The 19317-nt window shown below is 60.2% G+C and carries 19 protein-coding genes; 10 read left to right on the plus strand and 9 right to left on the minus strand.

Annotated elements, in window-relative coordinates:
- Positions 1–166: 166 nt before the first annotated feature.
- Positions 167–1645, plus strand: coding sequence for a winged helix-turn-helix domain-containing protein (locus FIU93_RS03690; protein ID WP_173017259.1), 1479 nt, complete (start codon positions 167–169; stop codon positions 1643–1645).
- Between the two features lie 63 nt (positions 1646–1708).
- On the opposite strand, the gene FIU93_RS03695 is transcribed toward FIU93_RS03690, so the two are convergent.
- Positions 1709–2461 carry an SDR family oxidoreductase gene (locus FIU93_RS03695; RefSeq protein ID WP_152504848.1) on the minus strand — a complete coding sequence of 251 codons (753 nt, stop codon included), beginning with the start codon at positions 2459–2461 and terminating at the stop codon, positions 1709–1711.
- 185 nt (positions 2462–2646) lie between these two features.
- Positions 2647–3000, minus strand: a complete 354-nt coding sequence (locus FIU93_RS03700) for a cyclophilin-like fold protein (RefSeq protein WP_173017260.1) — start codon at positions 2998–3000, stop codon at positions 2647–2649.
- Positions 3001–3379: 379 nt separating this feature from the next.
- Between FIU93_RS03700 and FIU93_RS03705 the strand changes: the two genes are divergently transcribed.
- The 6 genes from FIU93_RS03705 (at position 3380) to FIU93_RS03730 (ending at position 7806) form a co-directional block, all read left to right on the plus strand.
- Entirely contained in the window at positions 3380–3835 is a 456-nt protein-coding gene (locus FIU93_RS03705) for a cupin domain-containing protein (protein WP_152504849.1), read from the plus strand.
- The gene (locus FIU93_RS03710; RefSeq protein WP_152504850.1) at positions 3825–4835 is read left to right on the plus strand and encodes a PQQ-dependent sugar dehydrogenase; all 1011 of its coding nucleotides are present in this window, start codon (positions 3825–3827) and stop codon (positions 4833–4835) included. The genes FIU93_RS03705 and FIU93_RS03710 overlap by 11 nt, the downstream gene beginning before the upstream one ends.
- Before the next feature lie 87 nt (positions 4836–4922).
- Positions 4923–5819, plus strand: a complete 897-nt coding sequence (locus FIU93_RS03715; protein ID WP_075281755.1) for a LysR family transcriptional regulator — start codon at positions 4923–4925, stop codon at positions 5817–5819.
- Between the two features lie 112 nt (positions 5820–5931).
- Entirely contained in the window at positions 5932–6693 is a 762-nt protein-coding gene (locus FIU93_RS03720; RefSeq protein WP_152504851.1) for a carboxymuconolactone decarboxylase family protein, read from the plus strand.
- A gap of 50 nt (positions 6694–6743) precedes the next feature.
- A complete protein-coding gene (locus FIU93_RS03725) occupies positions 6744–7382 on the plus strand; it encodes an NAD(P)-binding domain-containing protein (RefSeq protein ID WP_152504852.1) in 639 nt (212 codons plus the stop codon).
- Between the two features lie 28 nt (positions 7383–7410).
- The gene (locus tag FIU93_RS03730; RefSeq protein ID WP_022999075.1) at positions 7411–7806 is read left to right on the plus strand and encodes a cupin domain-containing protein; all 396 of its coding nucleotides are present in this window, start codon (positions 7411–7413) and stop codon (positions 7804–7806) included.
- A 118-nt stretch (positions 7807–7924) separates the two neighbouring features.
- Here FIU93_RS03730 and FIU93_RS03735 read toward each other — a convergent pair whose 3' ends face one another.
- The 7 genes from FIU93_RS03735 to FIU93_RS31565 all read right to left on the minus strand — a co-directional run bounded on the left by FIU93_RS03735 (position 7925) and on the right by FIU93_RS31565 (position 16020).
- Complete coding sequence (locus tag FIU93_RS03735) at positions 7925–11092, minus strand: efflux RND transporter permease subunit (protein ID WP_152504853.1); 3168 nt, start codon at positions 11090–11092, stop codon at positions 7925–7927.
- A gap of 15 nt (positions 11093–11107) precedes the next feature.
- On the minus strand, positions 11108–12202 hold the full coding sequence (locus FIU93_RS03740; RefSeq protein ID WP_173017261.1) for an efflux RND transporter periplasmic adaptor subunit: 1095 nt from the start codon (positions 12200–12202) through the stop codon (positions 11108–11110).
- Positions 12203–12510: 308 nt separating this feature from the next.
- Positions 12511–13398, minus strand: coding sequence for a DMT family transporter (locus tag FIU93_RS03745; RefSeq protein WP_152504855.1), 888 nt, complete (start codon positions 13396–13398; stop codon positions 12511–12513).
- Positions 13399–13500: 102 nt separating this feature from the next.
- On the minus strand, positions 13501–14610 hold the full coding sequence (locus FIU93_RS03750; RefSeq protein ID WP_286202400.1) for an alpha/beta fold hydrolase: 1110 nt from the start codon (positions 14608–14610) through the stop codon (positions 13501–13503).
- A gap of 127 nt (positions 14611–14737) precedes the next feature.
- Positions 14738–15187, minus strand: coding sequence for a DoxX family protein (locus FIU93_RS03755; protein WP_152504856.1), 450 nt, complete (start codon positions 15185–15187; stop codon positions 14738–14740).
- Between the two features lie 228 nt (positions 15188–15415).
- Positions 15416–15814: an alpha/beta hydrolase gene (locus FIU93_RS03760; RefSeq protein ID WP_209010278.1), complete on the minus strand. Its 399-nt coding sequence runs from the start codon at positions 15812–15814 to the stop codon at positions 15416–15418.
- Positions 15811–16020 carry an alpha/beta hydrolase gene (locus tag FIU93_RS31565; RefSeq protein ID WP_075281714.1) on the minus strand — a complete coding sequence of 70 codons (210 nt, stop codon included), beginning with the start codon at positions 16018–16020 and terminating at the stop codon, positions 15811–15813. Before FIU93_RS31565 ends, FIU93_RS03760 begins: the two co-directional genes overlap by 4 nt.
- Positions 16021–16511: 491 nt before the next feature.
- On the opposite strand from FIU93_RS31565, the gene FIU93_RS03765 reads away from it, so the two are divergent.
- From FIU93_RS03765 to FIU93_RS03775, 3 genes are all read left to right on the plus strand, one after another.
- Positions 16512–17225 carry a dihydrofolate reductase family protein gene (locus FIU93_RS03765; protein ID WP_152504857.1) on the plus strand — a complete coding sequence of 238 codons (714 nt, stop codon included), beginning with the start codon at positions 16512–16514 and terminating at the stop codon, positions 17223–17225.
- Positions 17209–18576, plus strand: a complete 1368-nt coding sequence (locus FIU93_RS03770) for an MFS transporter (protein WP_152504858.1) — start codon at positions 17209–17211, stop codon at positions 18574–18576. Before FIU93_RS03765 ends, FIU93_RS03770 begins: the two co-directional genes overlap by 17 nt.
- Before the next feature lie 294 nt (positions 18577–18870).
- Complete coding sequence (locus FIU93_RS03775) at positions 18871–19317, plus strand: (2Fe-2S)-binding protein (protein ID WP_152504859.1); 447 nt, start codon at positions 18871–18873, stop codon at positions 19315–19317.

The raw sequence follows: 19317 nt of genomic DNA on the forward strand, positions 1-19317 counted from the left end.
TGCGTCTTTCAACGCGGGCGGCGCTGCTCGTTTGACCTTCTGCCTTTCGTGGCCTGGAAGCTTGGAGAGAACCTTCAGAAAAACTTTAGAACCCCCGTTTTTTTGATAATCTCGAGGGATGCTATTCCGTTTTGACACTTTCGAACTGGATACGGATCGGGTTGAGTTGAGAAGATCCGACGGCACGGCTGTGCCTCTGGAACGGCAAGTCTACCAATTGCTTCTGTTGCTGGTGTCCAACGGCGATCGGTTGACGACACGTGACGAGATCGTCGAAAGCATATGGGATGGTCGGCCCATCTCCGACGCCGCGATCGACAGCCGCATCAGCGCCGTGCGTGCCGCTGTCGGTGATGCAGGGCGCGAACAACGGCTGGTGCGCACCGTTCACGGAAAAGGTTTTCGCTTTCTGGGACGTGTCACTTTCGGGCAGGCAGGCCCCGCGCGCACTGAGCGAGGCCCGCCCTCGATCGGCATCCTGCCGCTTCAGACCTACGAACCGGATCCGGACCTTCAGCTTCTGGCCGAAGCCTTGCCGCACGAACTCATCCTGCAGCTGTCGCGCTTGCGCTGGCTGACCGTCATTTCACGTGGCACGACATTTCGCTTCCGGTCCCTGCCGGAGGCAAAGGCGGAGACGATCGGCGCAGCCCTGGATGCCCGCTACCTTCTGTTCGGTCAGCTTGAAAGAGACGGTACACACTTTGCGGCAACGGTTCAGTTGCTCGACACGGACTGCGACACCGTCGTCTGGGCGGAACGGTACCTGCTTGCGAAAGACGATCTTCTTCATGCGCGGGCTGTCATCGCGAGTGCGATCACTGCGGAAATTGATCTCAGAATTCATGCGCTCGAAGCTGCCCACGCCCAGAAAACGGGGACGGATCAGCTCGACGCCTGGTCGTCCTATCACCTCGGCCTGCAGCAGATGTACCGCTTCAACGCGAATGCCAATGCGGTTGCCGCAACGCATTTCCGCAGGGCCGTCGAACTCGACCCCAAGTTCGCCCGTGCGCATGCAGGCCTGTCGTTCACCCGGTTCCAGGACGCATTTGCACACTACGACGGCGACCGAGAGGCGGCCCTCACACAGGCCAAGGCCCATGCGGCAAAGGCGATGGAAGCGGATTCCTTCGATCCGTTTTCGAATTATGTCTGGGGACGGACATTCTGGCTGGATGGTGAGCTGGATACCGGCATCGTGCACATCGAGCGTGCCGTATCCCTCAACCCGAATTACGCGCAAGGACACTATGCGCTCGGCTTTCTTCAGGGGTTGTCGGGAAACGCGGAAGAGGCGATTTCGCGCGGCCGTCTTTCCTACCGCCTGAGCCCTCTTGACCCGCTGGCCTACGGAACATTCGGTACGCAGGCCATGGGTTTCCTGCATCAGCACAGGCTTGCCGAGGCTGCCGAAATGGCCGAACGCAGTGCGCTGACACCAGGAGCCCACTACCTTGTCAGCATGATCGTCGTTTCATTTGCAACCCTGGCCGGACAAACCGAACGGGCCGAGCGTTGGGCGAAAGATGTGCGGTCCCGACGTGCCGACGCGACCAGGCAAATGTTTCTGGAGGCTTTTCCCTTCAAAGACCCGCAATGGCGTGGCCGTATCGATGCCTCATTGGATGCGCATGGTTTTTAACCGCGTGTGAGACCGGTGACGGCAGCGTAAATTTGCCGCCGCCACCGGTCATTTCACCGGGTCTTACCAGGGCTGATTGGCCGGACCGACGGTGAATTCGTTGACCGTCGTGTCCTCCGGCAGCGACACTGCAAACTCGACGACCGCCGCGATCCGGTCGGCGGAGATGCCGTACTGGTCGTAAAGGGCCTGGAACGCTTCGGAACTGCCCTTGTCGCTGATCGTGTTCAGAAGTTCGGTGTTGATTGCCGCCGGGTAGATGGTTGCCGTGCGGATGTTGGTGCCTTCCATGGCAGATTCCATCCGCAGGACTTCCATGAACGAGCGCACGAACCACTTGGTGCCGCAATAGACTGCGCCGCCAGGATAAGCTTTCAGACCTGCAACGGAAGAGGTCGCGATGACATGGCCGGACTTCTGTTCGGCAAAGGTGGGCATGACGGCTGCAACACCGTTCAGCACGCCCTTGACGTTGACGTCGACCATCTGCTCCCACTCGTTCGTCTTGAGTGCGGAAATCGGCGAAGACGGCATGAGCCCCGCGTTCAGGAAAATGACGTCGAGTTTTCCGTAAGTGTCCTTCGCCAGTTTGACGATAGCCTCGTTTTCAGCCGGTACGGTGACGTCCAGCTCCTGATAGATGGCTTCGCCGCCAGCAGCCTTGATCTCGTTTGCGATGGTTTCGAGCTTTTCGGTGCGCCGTGCACCAAGCACGATCTTCGCCCCCTTGCTGGCCAGTAGCTTTGCGGTTGCTTCGCCGATGCCGGAGGAGGCTCCGGTAATGATGACGACTTTTCCCTTGATGTTGTCGGACATGATAGTCTCCTTGGGTTCTGAGTGTTCTTGTTCAGGCAGAGGAATGGCCCGGTTCACCGGGTCCAGACAGATCCGTTCTGCCGAAGCGAAAGCGTTTTCGAAGGTGTCGAAAATGAAGACACCTGCAGTCAGGCAATCCAGACGGGTGGACAGCCCGTTCCAGAATTTGCCGATCTTTGGCCGTATCAGTCGGCCGCTTCGATGCGGACCGAAAGCGGTCCATCACCCAGAAGGGCATCGATCGACCCGTCGAATGCGCCGAGCCTCACGAGGCCCCGGGAATTCTGAAACGGCTTGTAGAAGATCGCGATGTTTCCCCAGGGCGCGTAGTGCGTGATGTCGCCCTTTCGCGGCGTGTAGCTTGCCGGGGCCTCGGAGATATCGAGCTTGCGTGGCAGGTCCGCGACCTTTTCTGTCCCGTGATAGTCGGTCAGGGTCAGTTCGAGTGGCAACAGGGCCGCGAAGTCCCTGCCGGCGAGCGTATCGTCAAGCGTCGCCGGAAGCACAACGTCTTCTACGATCACCTTGATGCGGATCATGCGAGCCTCGTTCGATGGTTCGGTTGCGTTTCCGGAAGCCCCCGCCCCGGCGCAAAACAGTGTCATTGCCAACGAGAGCAATCTTGACCTGAAAGCGGGCATTGCGGGGTTCCTCCGTTCTGTTGCTTCCAATCTAGGCGTCAGACCGACAAGGATTAAGCCCCCTCCAGGTACTGCCTCTCATGAGCAGCACTCATTAATCCGCACCCAGGTCACACCGGAAGGAGCGGAGCTCGTGGACAGACGGACAGCTCCCCCGGGTTCATGAGTGATCCTCATGACTGCTTCCGACAGAGCCACCATTATCCACGCGTGCGTCGTGCCTACGTTCTTGAGGAAGGCCGAACGGCCGCCTCACGACTGATGGAGACGACCTGAGATGAAACGCACCCTTGCAACGCTCGCACTCGTTCTTGCGGCTCCGGCTGCATTTGCACAATCCATGGAAATAACCCGCTCCGAAACCCTGGCGGGCCAATTGGGAAGCGGCGACTATTTTACCGGTACAGCCTATGTCGCCCCTGTTTTCCCGCCCGTCATGAACGATGTCAGCGCCGGTCACGTCACGTTTCTGCCCGGAGCCCGCTCCGCCTGGCACACGCATCCTGCGGGCCAGATGCTGGTCGTGACATCGGGGACCGGCTGGGTGCAGGAGCGCGGCCAGGATAAGCAGATCATGCAGGCCGGTGATGTGGTCTGGTGCCCGCCTGATGTCGAGCATTGGCACGGCGCAACCGACACCACGGCCGTTTCCCACTACGCAATTCAGGCGACGGTTGACGGGTCCGCCGTTGCCTGGGGCGATCATGTGACGGACGAAGAATATGGCCAGTAAGCTTGCCGTCCACTTTTGTGGCGTCTTGTTTGCGATGCTGGTACCGGTGTCCGCCTCTGCAGCGGACACCGTGCTGAACGGCCTCGACTATCCCTGGGATATCGAAGCCCATGGCGGCAAGATCTATGTGACAGAGAAGAGCGGAACAGTCGGCATTCTTGCCGAAGGTTCCTTCACGCGCCTTCCCGTCGAGACCAGTCAGCCGATCCTGGATGACCGCGGCGGCGGCCTGCTTGGTCTGGCCATCAGCCCGGACTTCCCGGACACCGGCCGCATCGTGCTCTACCAGCACTACGGCACCCCGGACGCCCGGATGAACCGTGTCATCGAGGCCGAACGCCTCGGGGATCGATGGAAAGAGACACGTGTTCTTATCGACGCCATTCCGGGCCACCCGCTTTACAACGGCGGACGCGTGGCCTTCGGTCCCGACGGCATGCTTTATGTCACCACCGGTTGGACCGAAAACAGGGAGCGTCCGCAAGACCTCGGCAGCCTTGCCGGGAAGATATTGCGCGTGACGCCGGACGGCGAAATCCCTTCGGACAATCCGTTCGCGGGTTCACCGGTCTGGTCGCTCGGCCATCGCAATCCCCAGGGCCTTGCCTGGGACGCCTCCGGGCAGCTCTTCGCAGCCGAGCACGGCCAGTCCGGCCATGACGAGGTGAACCGGATTGAGCGGGGCGGCAACTACGGCTGGCCGCTGATCCAGGGCGATGAAACCCGCGACGGCCTGCTCGCACCGCTGGCGCATTCGGGCCAGAGCACCTGGGCGCCTTCCGGCCTGACCTCGGACGGTGACCGGCTGCTTCTTGCGGGCTTGAGAGTGAACGGCATTCTGGAAGTGACCACCGATGGCCGGGTATCCGAAGCCTACCAGGCCGGAGAACGTATCCGGGACGTGCTTGTGTCGGATGGCGTGATCTATGCAATTACCACAAACCGGTCTCCCCGGCGGAAAGGGGCTTCTGAAGACAGGCTGATCCGGCTTGATCCCTGATTGCATAATCGATGGACCTCATGAGCCCGGCACATATATGTGGGAGAGACAGTGATGATTCTGGATGATCAGAACGGGACCTCCCACATGCTCCGAGAAAATATCAATGATCTCATCGCGCTTGCGGCTGTTGCGGAGGAACGCAGTTTCACGCGGGCCGCAGCGCGGTTGAACGTGTCTCAGTCCGCCCTGAGCCACACGATCAAGGGACTGGAGCAACGCCTGGGCCTGAGGCTTTTGACGCGGACGACCCGCTCCGTCGCTCCCACGATCGAAGGCGAAGACCTTCTGGCTACCTTGACACCATGCCTCGAAAAGATCGAAGCCCGGCTTCAGGCACTCAACGATGCACGTGACCAGCCCACCGGAACAGTGAGGATCGTCGCCACGGAATACGCCATAGAAAGCCTCCTCTGGCCGAAGCTGTCTCCGGTTCTCAAGGCCCATCCGCTGGTCAATGTCGAATTCGTCATGGACTACGGTTACACGGACCTTGCCGATTCCCAATGTGACGCAGGTGTGCGGTATGGCGAACAGGTCAGCGAGGGCATGATCTCGATGCGTATCGGTCCGGACGAGCGCATGGTCTGTGTCGGATCACCCGACTATCTGGACAGGGTTGGCGAGCCGGAAACACCCCAGGATCTCGCGGACCATAGTTGCATCAACCTGCGGCTTTCCACCCATGGCGCACTCTATGCCTGGGAGTTCGAAGACAAGGACGGCAACGAAATCCGGGTGAAGGTAAAGGGACAAGCCTGCTTCAATACGATCAACCCGGTCATGCGTGCGGCCGTGGACGGTCATGGACTGGCACTGGTTCCCGAAAGGTTGGCGCAGGAACATCTTGCGGCCGGAACCTTGCGCACATGTCTTTATGACTTCAGCCCGTCGTTTCCAGGTTTTCACCTTTATTACCCCAGCCGGCAAAAGCCCTCGTTCGCCTTCCAGGTCGTCCTGGATGCCCTGCGGGACCGTGGTTGAGCCCACTCATGAGGTGACGTCATGAGTGGCTTGAAAGACCCGGTTATTAAGATACGTTTTTTGCGCTCCAGATTAGCAGGGTAATTGCCCACTTGCCGAAAGGGAGCTCCAGATGAAATCCATTCTCACCGCAGCCGGTCTGGCATTGATGGCCACGACTGCAGCCGCTCAGGACGCGGCAGGAACCTTGCCTGCAGCCGTTGGCCGCGTAGCCCCGGCACTTGAAGCCTATGCGAAGGACGATCTATTCGGTGCGGAATGGAACGGGGCAGGCCTTTCCAAGAGAGACCGGGCACTGGTCACCTTTGCCGCCCTCATGACGCGGCACGAGACCGGAAATCTTGCAAGCCATGTGTCGTTGGCTCTCGATTCAGGCGTTACCCCGGCAGAGATCTCCGAAACCATCACCCACCTCGCCTTCTATACAGGCTGGGGCAATGCCACCGCGGCCGCCGAAGCAGCCGCGCCGGTGTTTGAGGAAAGGAAGATCACCATTGAAGACCTGCCGGCCTCCGACCCGGACCTGCTGCCGCTCAACGAAGAGGCCGAAGCTGCCCGTGAAAACCTCGTACGCGGCAACTATGCGGATGTGAGCATGGGTGTCGTGGACAACACGCGTGAGCTGCTGTTCCGCGATCTCTGGCTGCGTCCCGATCTCGCACCCCGCGACCGGAGCCTCGTGACGGTTGCCGCCTTGATTGCAGCCGGTCAGCCCGAACAGATGACATTTCACCTCAATCGCGCCATGGACAATGGCCTGACACAGGAAGAAGCCGGTGCCATGCTTTCTCACCTGGCATTCTATGCCGGTTGGCCGAAAGTGTTTTCGGCATTGCCGGTTGCCAAGGCCGTGTTCGAAAAACGCGCGCAGTAAACGGTTCCCGCCGGAGCCGGCCTTGCCGCACGAAAGATCGGAACTGAGACATGAAGATAGGCATTCTGGGGTCGGGTCTGATGGGCGCCAAGCTCGGACAGCTCTGGGCGCGTTGCGGCCATGATGTGACCTTCGCCTATTCCCGCAGCCGCTCGAAGCTCGAGCGTCTCGCCGAGGCGGCAGGCGCCTCGCACGGGTCGGTGGCGGATGCAGTCGAGAACGCGGACGCGCTGCTGCTGGCCGTTCACTGGTCGCGGGTGAACGACGTCCTCGCGCAAGCCGGGGATCTATCCGGAGCCGTGGTCCTGAACTGCTGTGTGCCCCTTGATCCGACGAACACGGATCTGGTGGTCGGTATCCAGTCGTCCGGGGCCGAAGAGCTGGACGCCATGCGGCCGCAGGCCCGCTGGGTTTCCTGTTTCAACACGGTTCCCTCCGAGGCTTTCATGCCGGTTTTTTCGCAAAAGGAGCGGACACCAAGGCCGCAAGTCCTGGTTTATGGGGATGATGCCGGTGCGAAGGAAGTCGCCGGTCTCCTGATCCGGGATATCGGTTTCGATCCTCTTGAAGCCGGCCCACTTCGCACGGCCCGCTTCGCAGAACCCTTTGCCATGGTCACCGCCGAGTTGGCCTACAGCCAACCCGGGGGGCCTGCCCTAACCTACCGTTTTGAAAAGCTGCGCGGCTGACCGCGCAACAAGCATCAGGGAGTTGAAAATGAAAATCATCCGTTCCGGGACTGCTTCGTCCGTCAAGGGGCCAGACGACTGGTTCACTGGCACTGTGCGCATCGACCCGCTTTTCCAGGCCGAAGAACCCGGCCGGACCGGCGGTGCCCATGTCACCTTCGAGCCCGGCGCACGCACGGCCTGGCACACCCATCCGGCCGGACAGACGCTGATCGTGACCTTCGGCCGTGGCCGGGTTCAGCGCGAAGGCGGCCCCGTGGAAGAGATTTCCCAGGGTGACGTCGTCTGGTTTCCGGCCGGAGAAAAGCATTGGCACGGTGCCGCACCCGACACAGCCATGAGTCACATCGCCATTCAGGAAAGCATCGACGGCTCCCCCGTCACCTGGATGGAGAAGGTTTCGGACGAAGACTACACCGGCTGACCAACCGCCAGCCGGGCCCAAAGGCCCGGCTGCCATGCCTCGGAGAATGTCCGTTTTCCGACACCTGCGACTGACGTCCCCTGTGCTGTTCACCAACGGTTGGAGGACGTTCACGTATTCACGCCGATTGCCGGCTGTTCCCGTCAGGCAATTCCTCGTCTTCGGCACTCCGGGGAGTGGCATCGGCGACCTTGGACCTGCGGCCGAAGAGCTTCGAAACGACGACGTAGAATGTCGGCACCAGAAGCACTGCAAGCACCGTTGCCGATATCATTCCTCCAAGAACACCCGTACCGATTGCTCGCTGGCTGGCCGAACTGGCGCCCGTCGCAAAAGCAAGCGGAACCACGCCGAGTATGAAGGCGAATGACGTCATCAGGATCGGCCGGAAGCGCAGTTTCGACGCTTCGACCGTTGCTTCCAGCAGGGAACGCCCCTCGTTCCTGAGATCCCGGGCAAACTCGATGATCAGGATGGCGTTCTTGGCAGACAGTCCGATGATCGTGATCAGCCCCACCGTGAAATAGATGTCGTTGGGCAGGTTTCGCATGGTGACCGCAACGATGGCCCCGACTGCGCCAAGCGGAACGACAAGCATCACGGCGATTGGAACCGACCAGCTTTCGTAGAGCGCGGCAAGGCACAGGAACACGAAGACGAGCGACAGGCCGAGCAGGAAGGGAGCTGCGTTGCCTGAAGCCTTTTCCTGGTACGACAAGCCCGTCCATTCGTAGCCGAAACCATGCGGCAAAGACTGGAAAAGCCGTTCCATTTCTGCCATCGCCTCGCCACTGGTGTGGCCGGGCGCAGGGCTGCCGCTGATCTTGATCGCCTGGAGACCGTTGTACCCGACCACTTGCGTCGGCCCCAGTTCCCAGCGCGCACTCGCGAAGGCGGAGAGCGGCACCATCTCGCCGCGGCTGTTGCGGGCGTTCAGGTCAAGCAGGCTCGCAACGTCCATCCGCTCGGCCGCTTCGGCCTGAACGATGACACGCTGCATCCGACCAGCGTTCGGAAAGTCCGCGACATAGCTCGATCCGATCGACGTGGACAATACCGCATTGATTTCATCGAAGGCGACCCCGTAGGCGTTCGCCTGCCGGCGATCGATATCGAGCATGATCTGTGGAGCAGGCGGCAGACCTTCGATGTAAGGGTATTGCAGGATCGGGCTTTGCCAGGCCATGCCCAACAGGGCATTGGCAGCCTGCACAAGCGCGTCATTTCCGTGATTGGCACGGTCCTGCAAACGGAAACTGAACCCGCTGGCATTGCCGAGCGCTGCAATGGGCGGCGGCGTCAGGGTGAACACGGAGCCTTCCGGAATGCCGGCAAGTGCTCCCAGGGCCGAACCGACGATGGCTTCGGAAGAATCGCCCGGTCCTCTTTCCGACCAGTCCTCGTAGGTTGCGAAGGAGATCCCCGCATTCTGGCCGTTGCCGTTGAACCCGAAGCCAAGGATCGAGACGATTTTCCTGACGCCTGACCTGTTCATGAAGAAGTCATCGACCTGATCAAGAACACCGGCAGTCCGCTGCGCAGTAGACCCGGCCGGCAATTGCGTTGCGGCGATAGCATATCCCTGGTCTTCCACCGGCAGAAAGCCGGAAGGCAGGCGAGCATAGGTGTAACCCAGGCCCGCCAGGATCGCCATGTAGATCACCATCATGCGGTAATTGCGTTTCACGGCCCCGCCGACGACGCGGCCGTAGCCATTTGTCGTCTTGCCGATCAGCCAGTCGAACCCACGGAAGAACCAGTTCTTGTGATGGGCATGGCCTTCGGGGATTGGTTTCAGGATCGTCGCGCACAGCGCCGGCGTAAGGGTCAGAGCCATGAAAGCCGAAAACACCATCGACATGACGATCGTCACGGAGAACTGCTTGTAGATGATCCCGATGGCCCCGGGAAAGAATGCCATCGGCACAAACACCGCAATCAGGACGACCGTGATGCCGATGACGGCACCCGTGATTTGCTTCATAGCCTTGACGGTGGCCTCTTTCGGCGGAAGACCTTCCTCGGCCATGATGCGCTCGACGTTTTCGACAACCACGATCGCATCATCGACCAGGATACCGATCGCAAGCACCATCGCGAACATGGTCAGCACGTTGATCGAGAACCCGAATAGCTGCAGCGCGGCACATGTTCCCAGCAAGGCGATCGGCACGACAAGCGACGGGATCAGCGTGTAGCGGAGGTTCTGCAGGAACAGAAACATGATGACGAAGACCAGCACCACCGCCTCGATCAGCGTGTGAATGACCTTCTCGATGGAAATCGAAACAAAGGGCGTGGTGTCATAAGGGATCTCGAAACTGACACCCTGGGGAAAGTTTGCCGCCAGTTCCGCCATCCTCGACTTGACAGCGTCGGCGGTCACCAGCGCGTTTCCACTCGCATTCAGCTGGATGCCGATCATCGCGGCTTCCTGACCATTGATACTCGAGGAGATCGCATAACTTTGCGCGCCGAATTCCACGCGCGCCACGTCTCCGAGGCGCACCACGGATCCGTCGGGGTTGGCCCGCAGTACGATTTCCGCAAATTCCTCGGTGGTCGACAACTGACCCGTGGTCGAGACGGTGGCCGTAATTTCCTGGCCAGCCGCACTCGGCTGGGCTCCAATGCTGCCGGACGACACCTGGGCGTTCTGTCCAGCAATCGCGCCAGTCACGTCCCTGGCTGTCAGGTTGAGGCCGACGAGCTTTTTCGTGTCGATCCAGACGCGCATCGCCCGTTCTGTTGCGAACAGTTGCGCCTTGCCGACACCAGGCAAACGCCGCAATTCATCAATGACATTCCTGGCTGCGAACTCGCCCAGGTCGACAGCGTTCAACCGGCCATCCGTCGAGACAAGGCCGACAAAGAGAAGAAAGGAGCTGCTCGTTTCCTCGACCCGCACCCCTTGCTGGCGAACCGAAGGCGGCAGGCGCGCCTCCACACGGCTGATCCGGTTCTGCACATCCACGGTCGCGACCTGCGGATCGGTGCCCGCTTCGAACGTGATGTTGATGGTCACGCTGCCTTGCGCATCGCTGACGGAATCGAAATAGAGCATCCCCGTCGCGCCGTTCATCTCCTGTTCGATGAGCTTGGTGACACTGTCATAGAGATTTTCCGGCGTCGCGCCGGGATAGCTGGTTGTCACCGCAATCGTGGTTGGTGCCACGTTCGGATATTGGGAGATGGGCAGGAACGGAATTGCGATCGCACCTGCCAGGGCAATGGCAAGTGCGATGACCCAGGCAAAAACGGGCCGTTCGATGAAATACTGCGGCATTTGGAAGGACCTGTTCTAGCTCGGGATATCGCACGGTTCTGCGGCACTGCAGTCTGATACGGTGCCGCGTTCGGCGGCCTTTTCTGCAGCCGCCTCTGCCGGAGCGGCCGAGACGGGCTGACCGGGCATCGCACGATCGAGGCCGTCGACGATCACCTGATCGCCTGACTTCAGTCCCTGGGTGACGAGCCAACGGTTGCCGACGGAACGACTTGTCAGGATAGGCTGTGCGGCCGCCTTGCCGTCCCTGACTGTCATCACGCTCGCCTGGCCCAGCGTGTCCCACTGAACGGCCCTTTGCGGAACGAGCACCGCCTGGTGAGCGACGCCTTCCGTCACACGGACGCGGACATAGGTGCCGGGCAACAGTTTGCCCTGCGGATTTTCGAACTCGGCGCGGAGCAGAACCTGACCCGTGGTTTCATCGACCACGGCGGATGAAAACAGCAGTCGGCCCGGATGTTCATAGGTGCTGCCGTCGACAAGGATCAGCTCGATCGCATTGCTGCTTTCAACCGGCTGCATGTCGCCAGAATCGATTTCGCGGCGGACCCTGGACAATTCCGCGAGCGGCGCGATGAAGTCCACATAGAGTGAACTGATATCCCGCACGATCGCCATTTGCGTTCCGTCCTCCTGGCGAACCAGAGCGCCTTCGGACACCAGCGCAGCGCCAATATGACCGTCAATTGGTGAGCGGACCGAGGCATAGCTGAGTTCAAGTTCCGCGGTCTGGAGATTGGCCTTGGCAACGGCAACTTCCGCCTGGGCCTGCTTGCGGTCCGCCAGCGCAACATCGTGCTGTTCCGTGCTGGCGACATTTCGCGCGAGCAGACGCTTCACCCGGTCTGCCCGCTGGTTCGCCAGGCTGAGCGCTGCTTCCGCCCGCGAAAGCTGCGCCTTTGCGGAAGCGACGGCGGCCGCGAATTTGGCCGGATCGATTTCAAACAGCACGTCGCCCTTGTGGACGTCGCTACCCTGTTCGAATTGCCGTTCCAGTACGATGCCGGAAACCCGCGCCCTGACTTCGGCCAGACGAACGGGCACCAGTCGACCCGGATAATCTTTCTTGAGCGGCATGTCCTCGCCGGCCACCGTGATCGTCTTCACGGCCGGCGGCGGGAAACTGGCATGCGAAGTTTCTTCGGAAGGGCTGCAGCCACTGAGTATTATCAGAACCGCAAGGAGCGGGAGTAAGTCGGGAAAGAGCCTGACGTGCATTGGATATCCGGTAATGAGTACGAGGTACCGGCGGCAGGTTTGGGCACGCCGATGAGCCTGTAGACGCAGACCCGGACGCCTTCTTAAGACCTCAACCTAAGTTGAGGTCAAGGACAAATTTCGGCTTCTTCAAATCGGTCACGTTCCGCGTGCCACATCACCGTGAAAAGGCTGGACTTCGCCAAGTTCCGGGTCACTCATCGATTGACAAGTACGATCCCGGCGACGACGAATGCCGCTCCTGCAAGGAGTGAAAAAGTCAGCTGCTCCCCCAGCAGGAGCACTGCAAGGATGCTGCCGAAGATTGGCATCAGGTGGACAAACTGCCCGCCGCGTTCCGGGCCGATGATGCCAATGCCGTAGGACCACAGCAGAAACCCGATCGCCGACGCAAAAACCGCAATATAGGCGACAGCCAGCAGGGACTCTTCGGTGAAATCAGGCCGTTCCACCCCGCGTACGAGGAGAAAAGCCGCCATCACGCAAAGCGCCACCAGAATGCTTGCCACCAGTGTCACGCTCTGCGGCACGGCGGACGGCTTGTGGCGCAGCAACAGCGTATACCAGGCCCAGATCAAAATCGCGCCGAACATCCAGATCTTGCCGGTATCAACCTGAAGAACGGAGACGCCGACGTTCCCGCCAGCTAGGACCAGAACCGAGGCACCCAGCAGCGACACAAGCAGCCCGGCGATCTGGAACAAGGTCGGCCGGAACCCGCTCCAGATCATTCCACCGGCAACTGTCGCGACCGGAGCCAGCGCCAGGATCAGGAGACAGTTCACCGCGGCAGTCTGCGAGAGCGCCTGGTAGACCATCGTGTGAAACGCGGCGATGCCGGTGATCCCAAGCAATGCGACCACGCGCCATGAGGCAACAAGCTCCCGGCGATAGGAGACCAGGCCTCGCAACGTGAAAGGCAGCATCATCGCCAGGCAAAGGCCCCATCGGATCGTGTTGAGTTCCAGCGGCGTGATCTCACCGCGGATCGCACGCCCGGCGATAAAGTTTCCCGACCAGAACAGGGTCGCAAAAACGAGCGCGGCAATTGCCGCCGTGGTGTCTTTTTGGATTGCTTGTCTCATCTTTCGGTCATCCTTCGGCTTGATCTGTGGAGATCAGACGCCAAAACCGACCGGCGCACATGAGATCGATGTCCCGCTGCGCTTGAAAAAGTGACGTATTGCCTAGGGTGTTTGTCCCGTCTGTGCCGCCAGAACGCGCACGATCAACTCGGAACGGGTGTGCACCCCGACCTTGTCGAAGAGCGAGGAGACCTGATTTCTCACGGTCTTTTCGCTCTTGTCCAGAAGCTCCGCAATTTCTGAATTGCTCAGCCCCTTCGCCACCAAAGTCAGCACCTGTTCCTCCGCGGTGGTGAGACCGAAGTCCGTGTCGGATACCGCGAGGTCGGCGCTGGTTCCGAGGAAATCCTGCAAGGATGAAAGAAGAACGTTCCACGCAGGTTCCGTGTCCAGCAATACGTGATTGTTGCTGTCCAGGGGCACGAATTTGGCATCCGGGATGGTCATGGCAAGCTCGCGTCCCTGAGCGAAGGGAACGCGTGCGTCGCCATTTGCATGCAGCACCAGCGTCGGCACTTTCAATTGCGCAGCCAGATTCAGGACGTCGATACGATGCAGCGTTTCCATGGTGCGGGCTGCAATGTCTGCCGACGCGGTGTCTTGCTCAAGAGACCGCCACCATTTGTGCTGCGCAAGCGTTCCGTCCGGAATGAAGAGATGCGTAAAAACCTGATTGAAAGCAGTATCGTCCCTGCCCCACCCCAGCCGCATCAGGTTGGTCAGCGTGGCCGCTTCCAGTCTCGCCCTGTCGCTGGTGTCGCGAGCCAACAGTCCGCGCGCGTAACCGCCGATCAAGACCAGTCGTTCCACCTTGTCCGGATGGCGAAGCGCGTAAGCGATGGAAAGCGCGGCACCTTGAGACATGCCGAGCAGGGTAAAGGGTTCGTCGATTGCTTCGGTCACGGCTTCCAGGTCCGACAGCCAGGCCTCGAAGCTGATCTCGGAGATGTTTCGCGACGAAAGACCACAGCCGCGAAGGTCGTATCGCACGAAGCGTCCAAAGCCAGTCAACTCGGCAAGCCAGTGTTGCCAGACGGGACTGTCAAGATCGCGGGAGATATGGGTCAGCCAGTGCGCGGCTCGAACGATGGTCGGCCCACGCCCTGACGAGGCGCAGGCAATGCGCGCACCATCTTTGGCGGTGACAAAGAAGATGTCTTGTTTTGGAACTCCACGCCGCATCATGGGCAGGAGTATGACATCACTTCGCATGGGGGCACAGTATTGCCTTGGCGCGATTGCGGTTCATTTCACGCCCCATTGCACCCGGCACAAACGCGCACGGCCTCCGGGATGGGCGGAGGCCGTGAAGCGTTTTTCAGTTTTTACAGGGACGCGATTACTGCAGTCGAGTGCCGATCCGGGCATCGACGCTAAAGCGGCCGGCGCCATAGGCTACGATCTGCAACAGTCCACCGGCGATCGATATGTTCTTGAAGAAGTGGATGAACTGGTTCTGATCACCGAGTTGATTGTGGAAGGCCAGAGCTGCTGCAACAGTAAAGAGCGCCATGACTGCGGCAACGAGACGGGTCTGATAACCCGCGATCAGCGCCAGACTGCCGATGATTTCAACTGCAACTGCGCCAATATAGGCAAGCGTTGCGAAAGGCAGGCCTGCCGCATCGATCCAGGCGATGGTAGCTTCTGCAGACCCAAGTTTGGAAATGCCGGAAAGCAGAAACAGAGGGGCGATCAGCAGGCGTACGGCCAGCGGCACGGCGCCGTCCAGACTGCGGGTGAGTGCGGAGCCGCCTTCAGGTGCGGCCGATACATCGAGATTTGCCATTTTCAGTACTCCTGTTTTGCCGGACCTTTCCTTATTCGTCCGGGCTTGGTTAAAAGATTTCGTCTACTTTTCTGATTATAAGTCACCAAAATCGGATCACATTGTAATCGATTATTGAACAATCCAATCCGACCTGCCGTGAGCGGCAGGATGAGATCTGTGCGCCCGGGAGATTCAGCGACGGCAATTTCGAACCGAAATCTGCCGGCGCCGAAGTTTCAACCTTCATCAGGCGTTGCGGACAAAACTGGCGATGATGTCCGCCGTCAGTTCAGGATGCTGATGCTGGGGCCCATGGCCTGCGCTGGGGTAAGTCACCAGTGTGACTGTCGGCAGGCCCCCGTTCAGCGCGTACCAGTTCTCGACCGGGAAGATGATGTCGTGATCTCCGCCGATATGCAGGATCGGCACGCTGGTCGTCTTCAGCATCTCCATCACCGGCGGAGCGGGGAAAGCCGGATTGGCCGGACCACCGGCAATGCGAGCCCGCGCAAAATCTATCGGAACCGCCGGGCTGGTATCGCCCTCACGCGCTTCGATGCGTGCCTGGGACCGGCTTGCGGCCGCGCGGCTTGAAGCCGATTTCGGTTCGAAGAAAAGGGCAACCACGTCTTCGAAGTCGTTCACGTCCTTGCCGGCAAGATCGTAAAAAGCTGCTCTGCCGGTTTCACCAGATCGCCGGGAGGTGTCGAGCCCAAGAGCACAAGGTGGCTGATCTCCTGCGGATAAAGCGTCAGCGCCACCTGGGCCGCCATGCCGCCGATCGACCAACCGAGCAGGATCACGTCCTTCAGGCCCAGCGCCTGGATAAGATCACGCGGATCTGCGGCCATCTCCAGGGGATTGTAACTGGGTGTGCCGGTGGACAGGCCAAGGCGCGGTCATCTGGCTTGTTCCCCTGATTTCTTCCGCCGTGGCGGGGGTCGGTTGCATAACGATGGATACGGCCCCGCCGATCGCGGGGGCCGATGCCAGTCCTTCAAGAACGAAGCGTCGCGTGACAGATTTCATGGACATGTTGTTCCCCGTAGCTGATGCAGGCGGTGCCTGCGGTGACGTCATCAGCCTGCGGGAAAGGGCACCGTGGAACCATTGTACGGCAGGTCTTACCGCTCATACATCGGTATGGTTGTATTTAACCTCGTGTTTGATTGAAGCTGGTGCTGAGCCAATTTCGTCAACGAAAGCCGGCTTGTTTCATGAGTCCTTCTCATCAGTGCAAGCTGGGCTCAGGGCATATTTTCCATCCGGTCTGCGGGGTAATGTGTCAGCTCCAAATTCGACTTGCCTCCCAAGCGCCTTGAAACCGGAAGCAACGCATCAAATGCTACGCCCCTTCATCATCTGCCACATGATCACCTCTCTCGACGGCCGCCTCCTTCCCGGTCGCTGGCCGGCCAGCGAGGAAGAAGTCATGACAGCCTATGAAAGCGCTGCCGAACGTCTGGACAATGACGGCTGGATTGTCGGTCGGCGCACAATGGAAGATTTCATTGCCTCAGCTGAACCCTGCATCTCTACAGGTCCGGTTCCGCGTCCGGATTTCATAGCCGGCTCTTCTGGAAACAAGGTCGCAATCTGCTTTGACCGCTCCGGACGTCTACGCCCCGAAACCGGAGACCTCGACGGCGATCATCTCGTGATCGTGCTCTCGGAAAGAGTTGCGGACGACCATGTCCAGGACCTGTACGCCCGCGGCATTTCCGTTTTCTTTGCCGGTGCGGAGGGAACCGACCTGTCCGGTGCGCTGACAAGGATTTCGGAAGCCTTCAATTGCCGTCGTCTGTTGCTGGAAGGCGGCGGTACTCTCAACGGCGCGTTTCTGGCAGCCGACATGATCGATGAAACCAGCACACTCGTCTTCCCGGTTATTGATGGACAGAGCGGCATTCCAGCCATTTACGAGCATACGCAACCGTGTGATGCCCGCAGGCTCGAACTCATCTCCTCCAGCACATTCGACGACGGAACCATCTGGATCCGCCACAAGGTGATCCGGGAGACATCCCATCGAGACCGGAATGACAGTGACATCTGAATCTCATCCCCCTGCCGGGGCCCTGATCATCATAGCCTTCGCGACGTTCCTTGCACTCGTCGTCTTCACCGCGCCGCTGACGACGCTGGAAGCGATGACACGTGAACTGCACCTGTCGTCGGCCGGTCAGGCGTGGGTCATGGGCGGCATGCCACTTGGGGCGGCCTGCGGCTTGCTGACCGCAGGCGCCCTCGGCGATACACTCGGCCGGCGAATGACGTTCACCGGCGGATTGTGGCTCACGGTTCTGTCGTCGGTTGCCGCAGCGCTTGCCACCAGCGGCCTGTTTTTGATCCTCATGCGCATCGTACAGGGCCTTGGAAGTGCCGGTATCATGGCCTGTGGCCTCGGGTTGCTCGGACAGATCTACCAGGGCGAAGCTCGCCGGCACGCAGCGGCGATCTGGGCGGCGGCACTTGGCGGCGGTGTGGCCGCAGGTCCGATCATCGCATCGCTCCTGCTCGGGGTTTCGGGCTGGGCTGCGATACACTGGCTGGTAGCGGTGACCTCGGCCCTGCTCGCCCTCGCGGCCCGGGCACGCCTTCCGGAAAGCCAACCCAGCGGTCAGAAGGTCGATCTGGTGGGAAGCGTCGTCCTGATGGCCGGGCTCGGGTGCCTTCTTTCGGCATTGACCGAGGCGCGGGTCGGGTCCGCGATGACGGTCGTAACCCTTTCGGCTTCCGGTCTTCTGCTCGTCGCGATTTTCGTGGCGATCGAAAAGCGGGTCAGAAATCCGATCCTGACACTGGATCTTTTCGGTGATGCCAATTTCGCGGGAGCCACAATTGCGGCCTTCGCCTCGGGCGCGGGTGTGCTTGCCCTTATGTCCATGGTTCCGACTGTTCTGGTCCGCGGCCTTGGAATGGAACCGCTGTTTGCTGCCGTTGTTCTTGTCGCCTGGTCCGGGGTCACCGTTATCGCCGCTCTTGCGGCACGCCTGCTGCCGGACCGGTTCACTTCTAGACAAAGGGTTATCTGGGCCATTCTCGGTTGTGCACTTGCCCAGTTCCTACTGATTGCCGCTGATGCCGATACGACCTGGGCAGCCGTTCTTCCCGGTCTGTTCATCGCCGGGCTGGCCAATGGCGTCCTGAACGCTTCCCTGGGCCACGAAGCTGTGCAGACGGTCCCCCCAGAACGCAGTGCCATGGGGTCCGCCGCCAACAACACGGCCCGCTACCTCGGTTCGGCCATCGGCATTGCACTTATCTCCCTTCTGATTGCAGAACCGACGGTCGAGGGCTTTTTTGCCGGCTGGCATGGGGCGGTCATTGTCAGCACCGTCAGCAGCCTGATCGGCGTTGCTGCCATGCTGTTTGTCAGTCGTCGTGGTACCCGACCGACAGTGTGACGCCGGCGGCAGAAGCGCGCTCGACATCGCTCAATGACCAGACCTTGCCTGCTTTGTCAGTGGGCTGTCGCTGTGTGCAGGCCAGGGACATCGACTTGGTTCGCCCGGTTCGTTTCATGAGGTCAGATCATAACTCGTTTCAAGAGACGCGCCTTAATCCCCCGGCCTGATGACTTCATATTACCCGTGACGCGCCGGGCATGACGCTGCCTGAAGCGATACGGACGCAAGTATGTTGCCGCGTTGCGCAATCAGCCGTCGGCACGCCTTCATGAAAGCTCGAGGAGAGGCACCATGGAACTGAACATCAATGGATCCCGGCACGAGGTTGACGTTGAACCCGACACCCCGTTGCTGTGGGTATTGCGGGACACGCTTGGAATGACCGGCACCAAATACGGATGTGGCCTTGCTCAATGCGGAGCCTGCACGGTGCTTGTCGACGGTTACGCGACCCGTACCTGTGTCACCCCGGTAGAAAGTGTCGCCGGTTCCGAGATCACGACCATCGAAGCAATTGAACAAGATCCGATCGGCAGGAAAGTGGTCGACGCCTGGGTGGAAAACCAGGTGCCGCAATGCGGCTATTGCCAGTCTGGCCAGGTCATGGCTGCCACGTCCCTTCTCAAGGAAAACGCCAGCCCATCGGAAGACGACATTGCCGCAGCAATGACCAATCTGTGCCGATGCGGCACTTACAATGCGATTTCGAAAGCCGTGCGTCAGGCTGCTGAAGCTTAA

The organism is Labrenzia sp. THAF35, assembly GCF_009363595.1.
GTDB lineage: Bacteria > Pseudomonadota > Alphaproteobacteria > Rhizobiales > Stappiaceae > Roseibium > Roseibium algicola.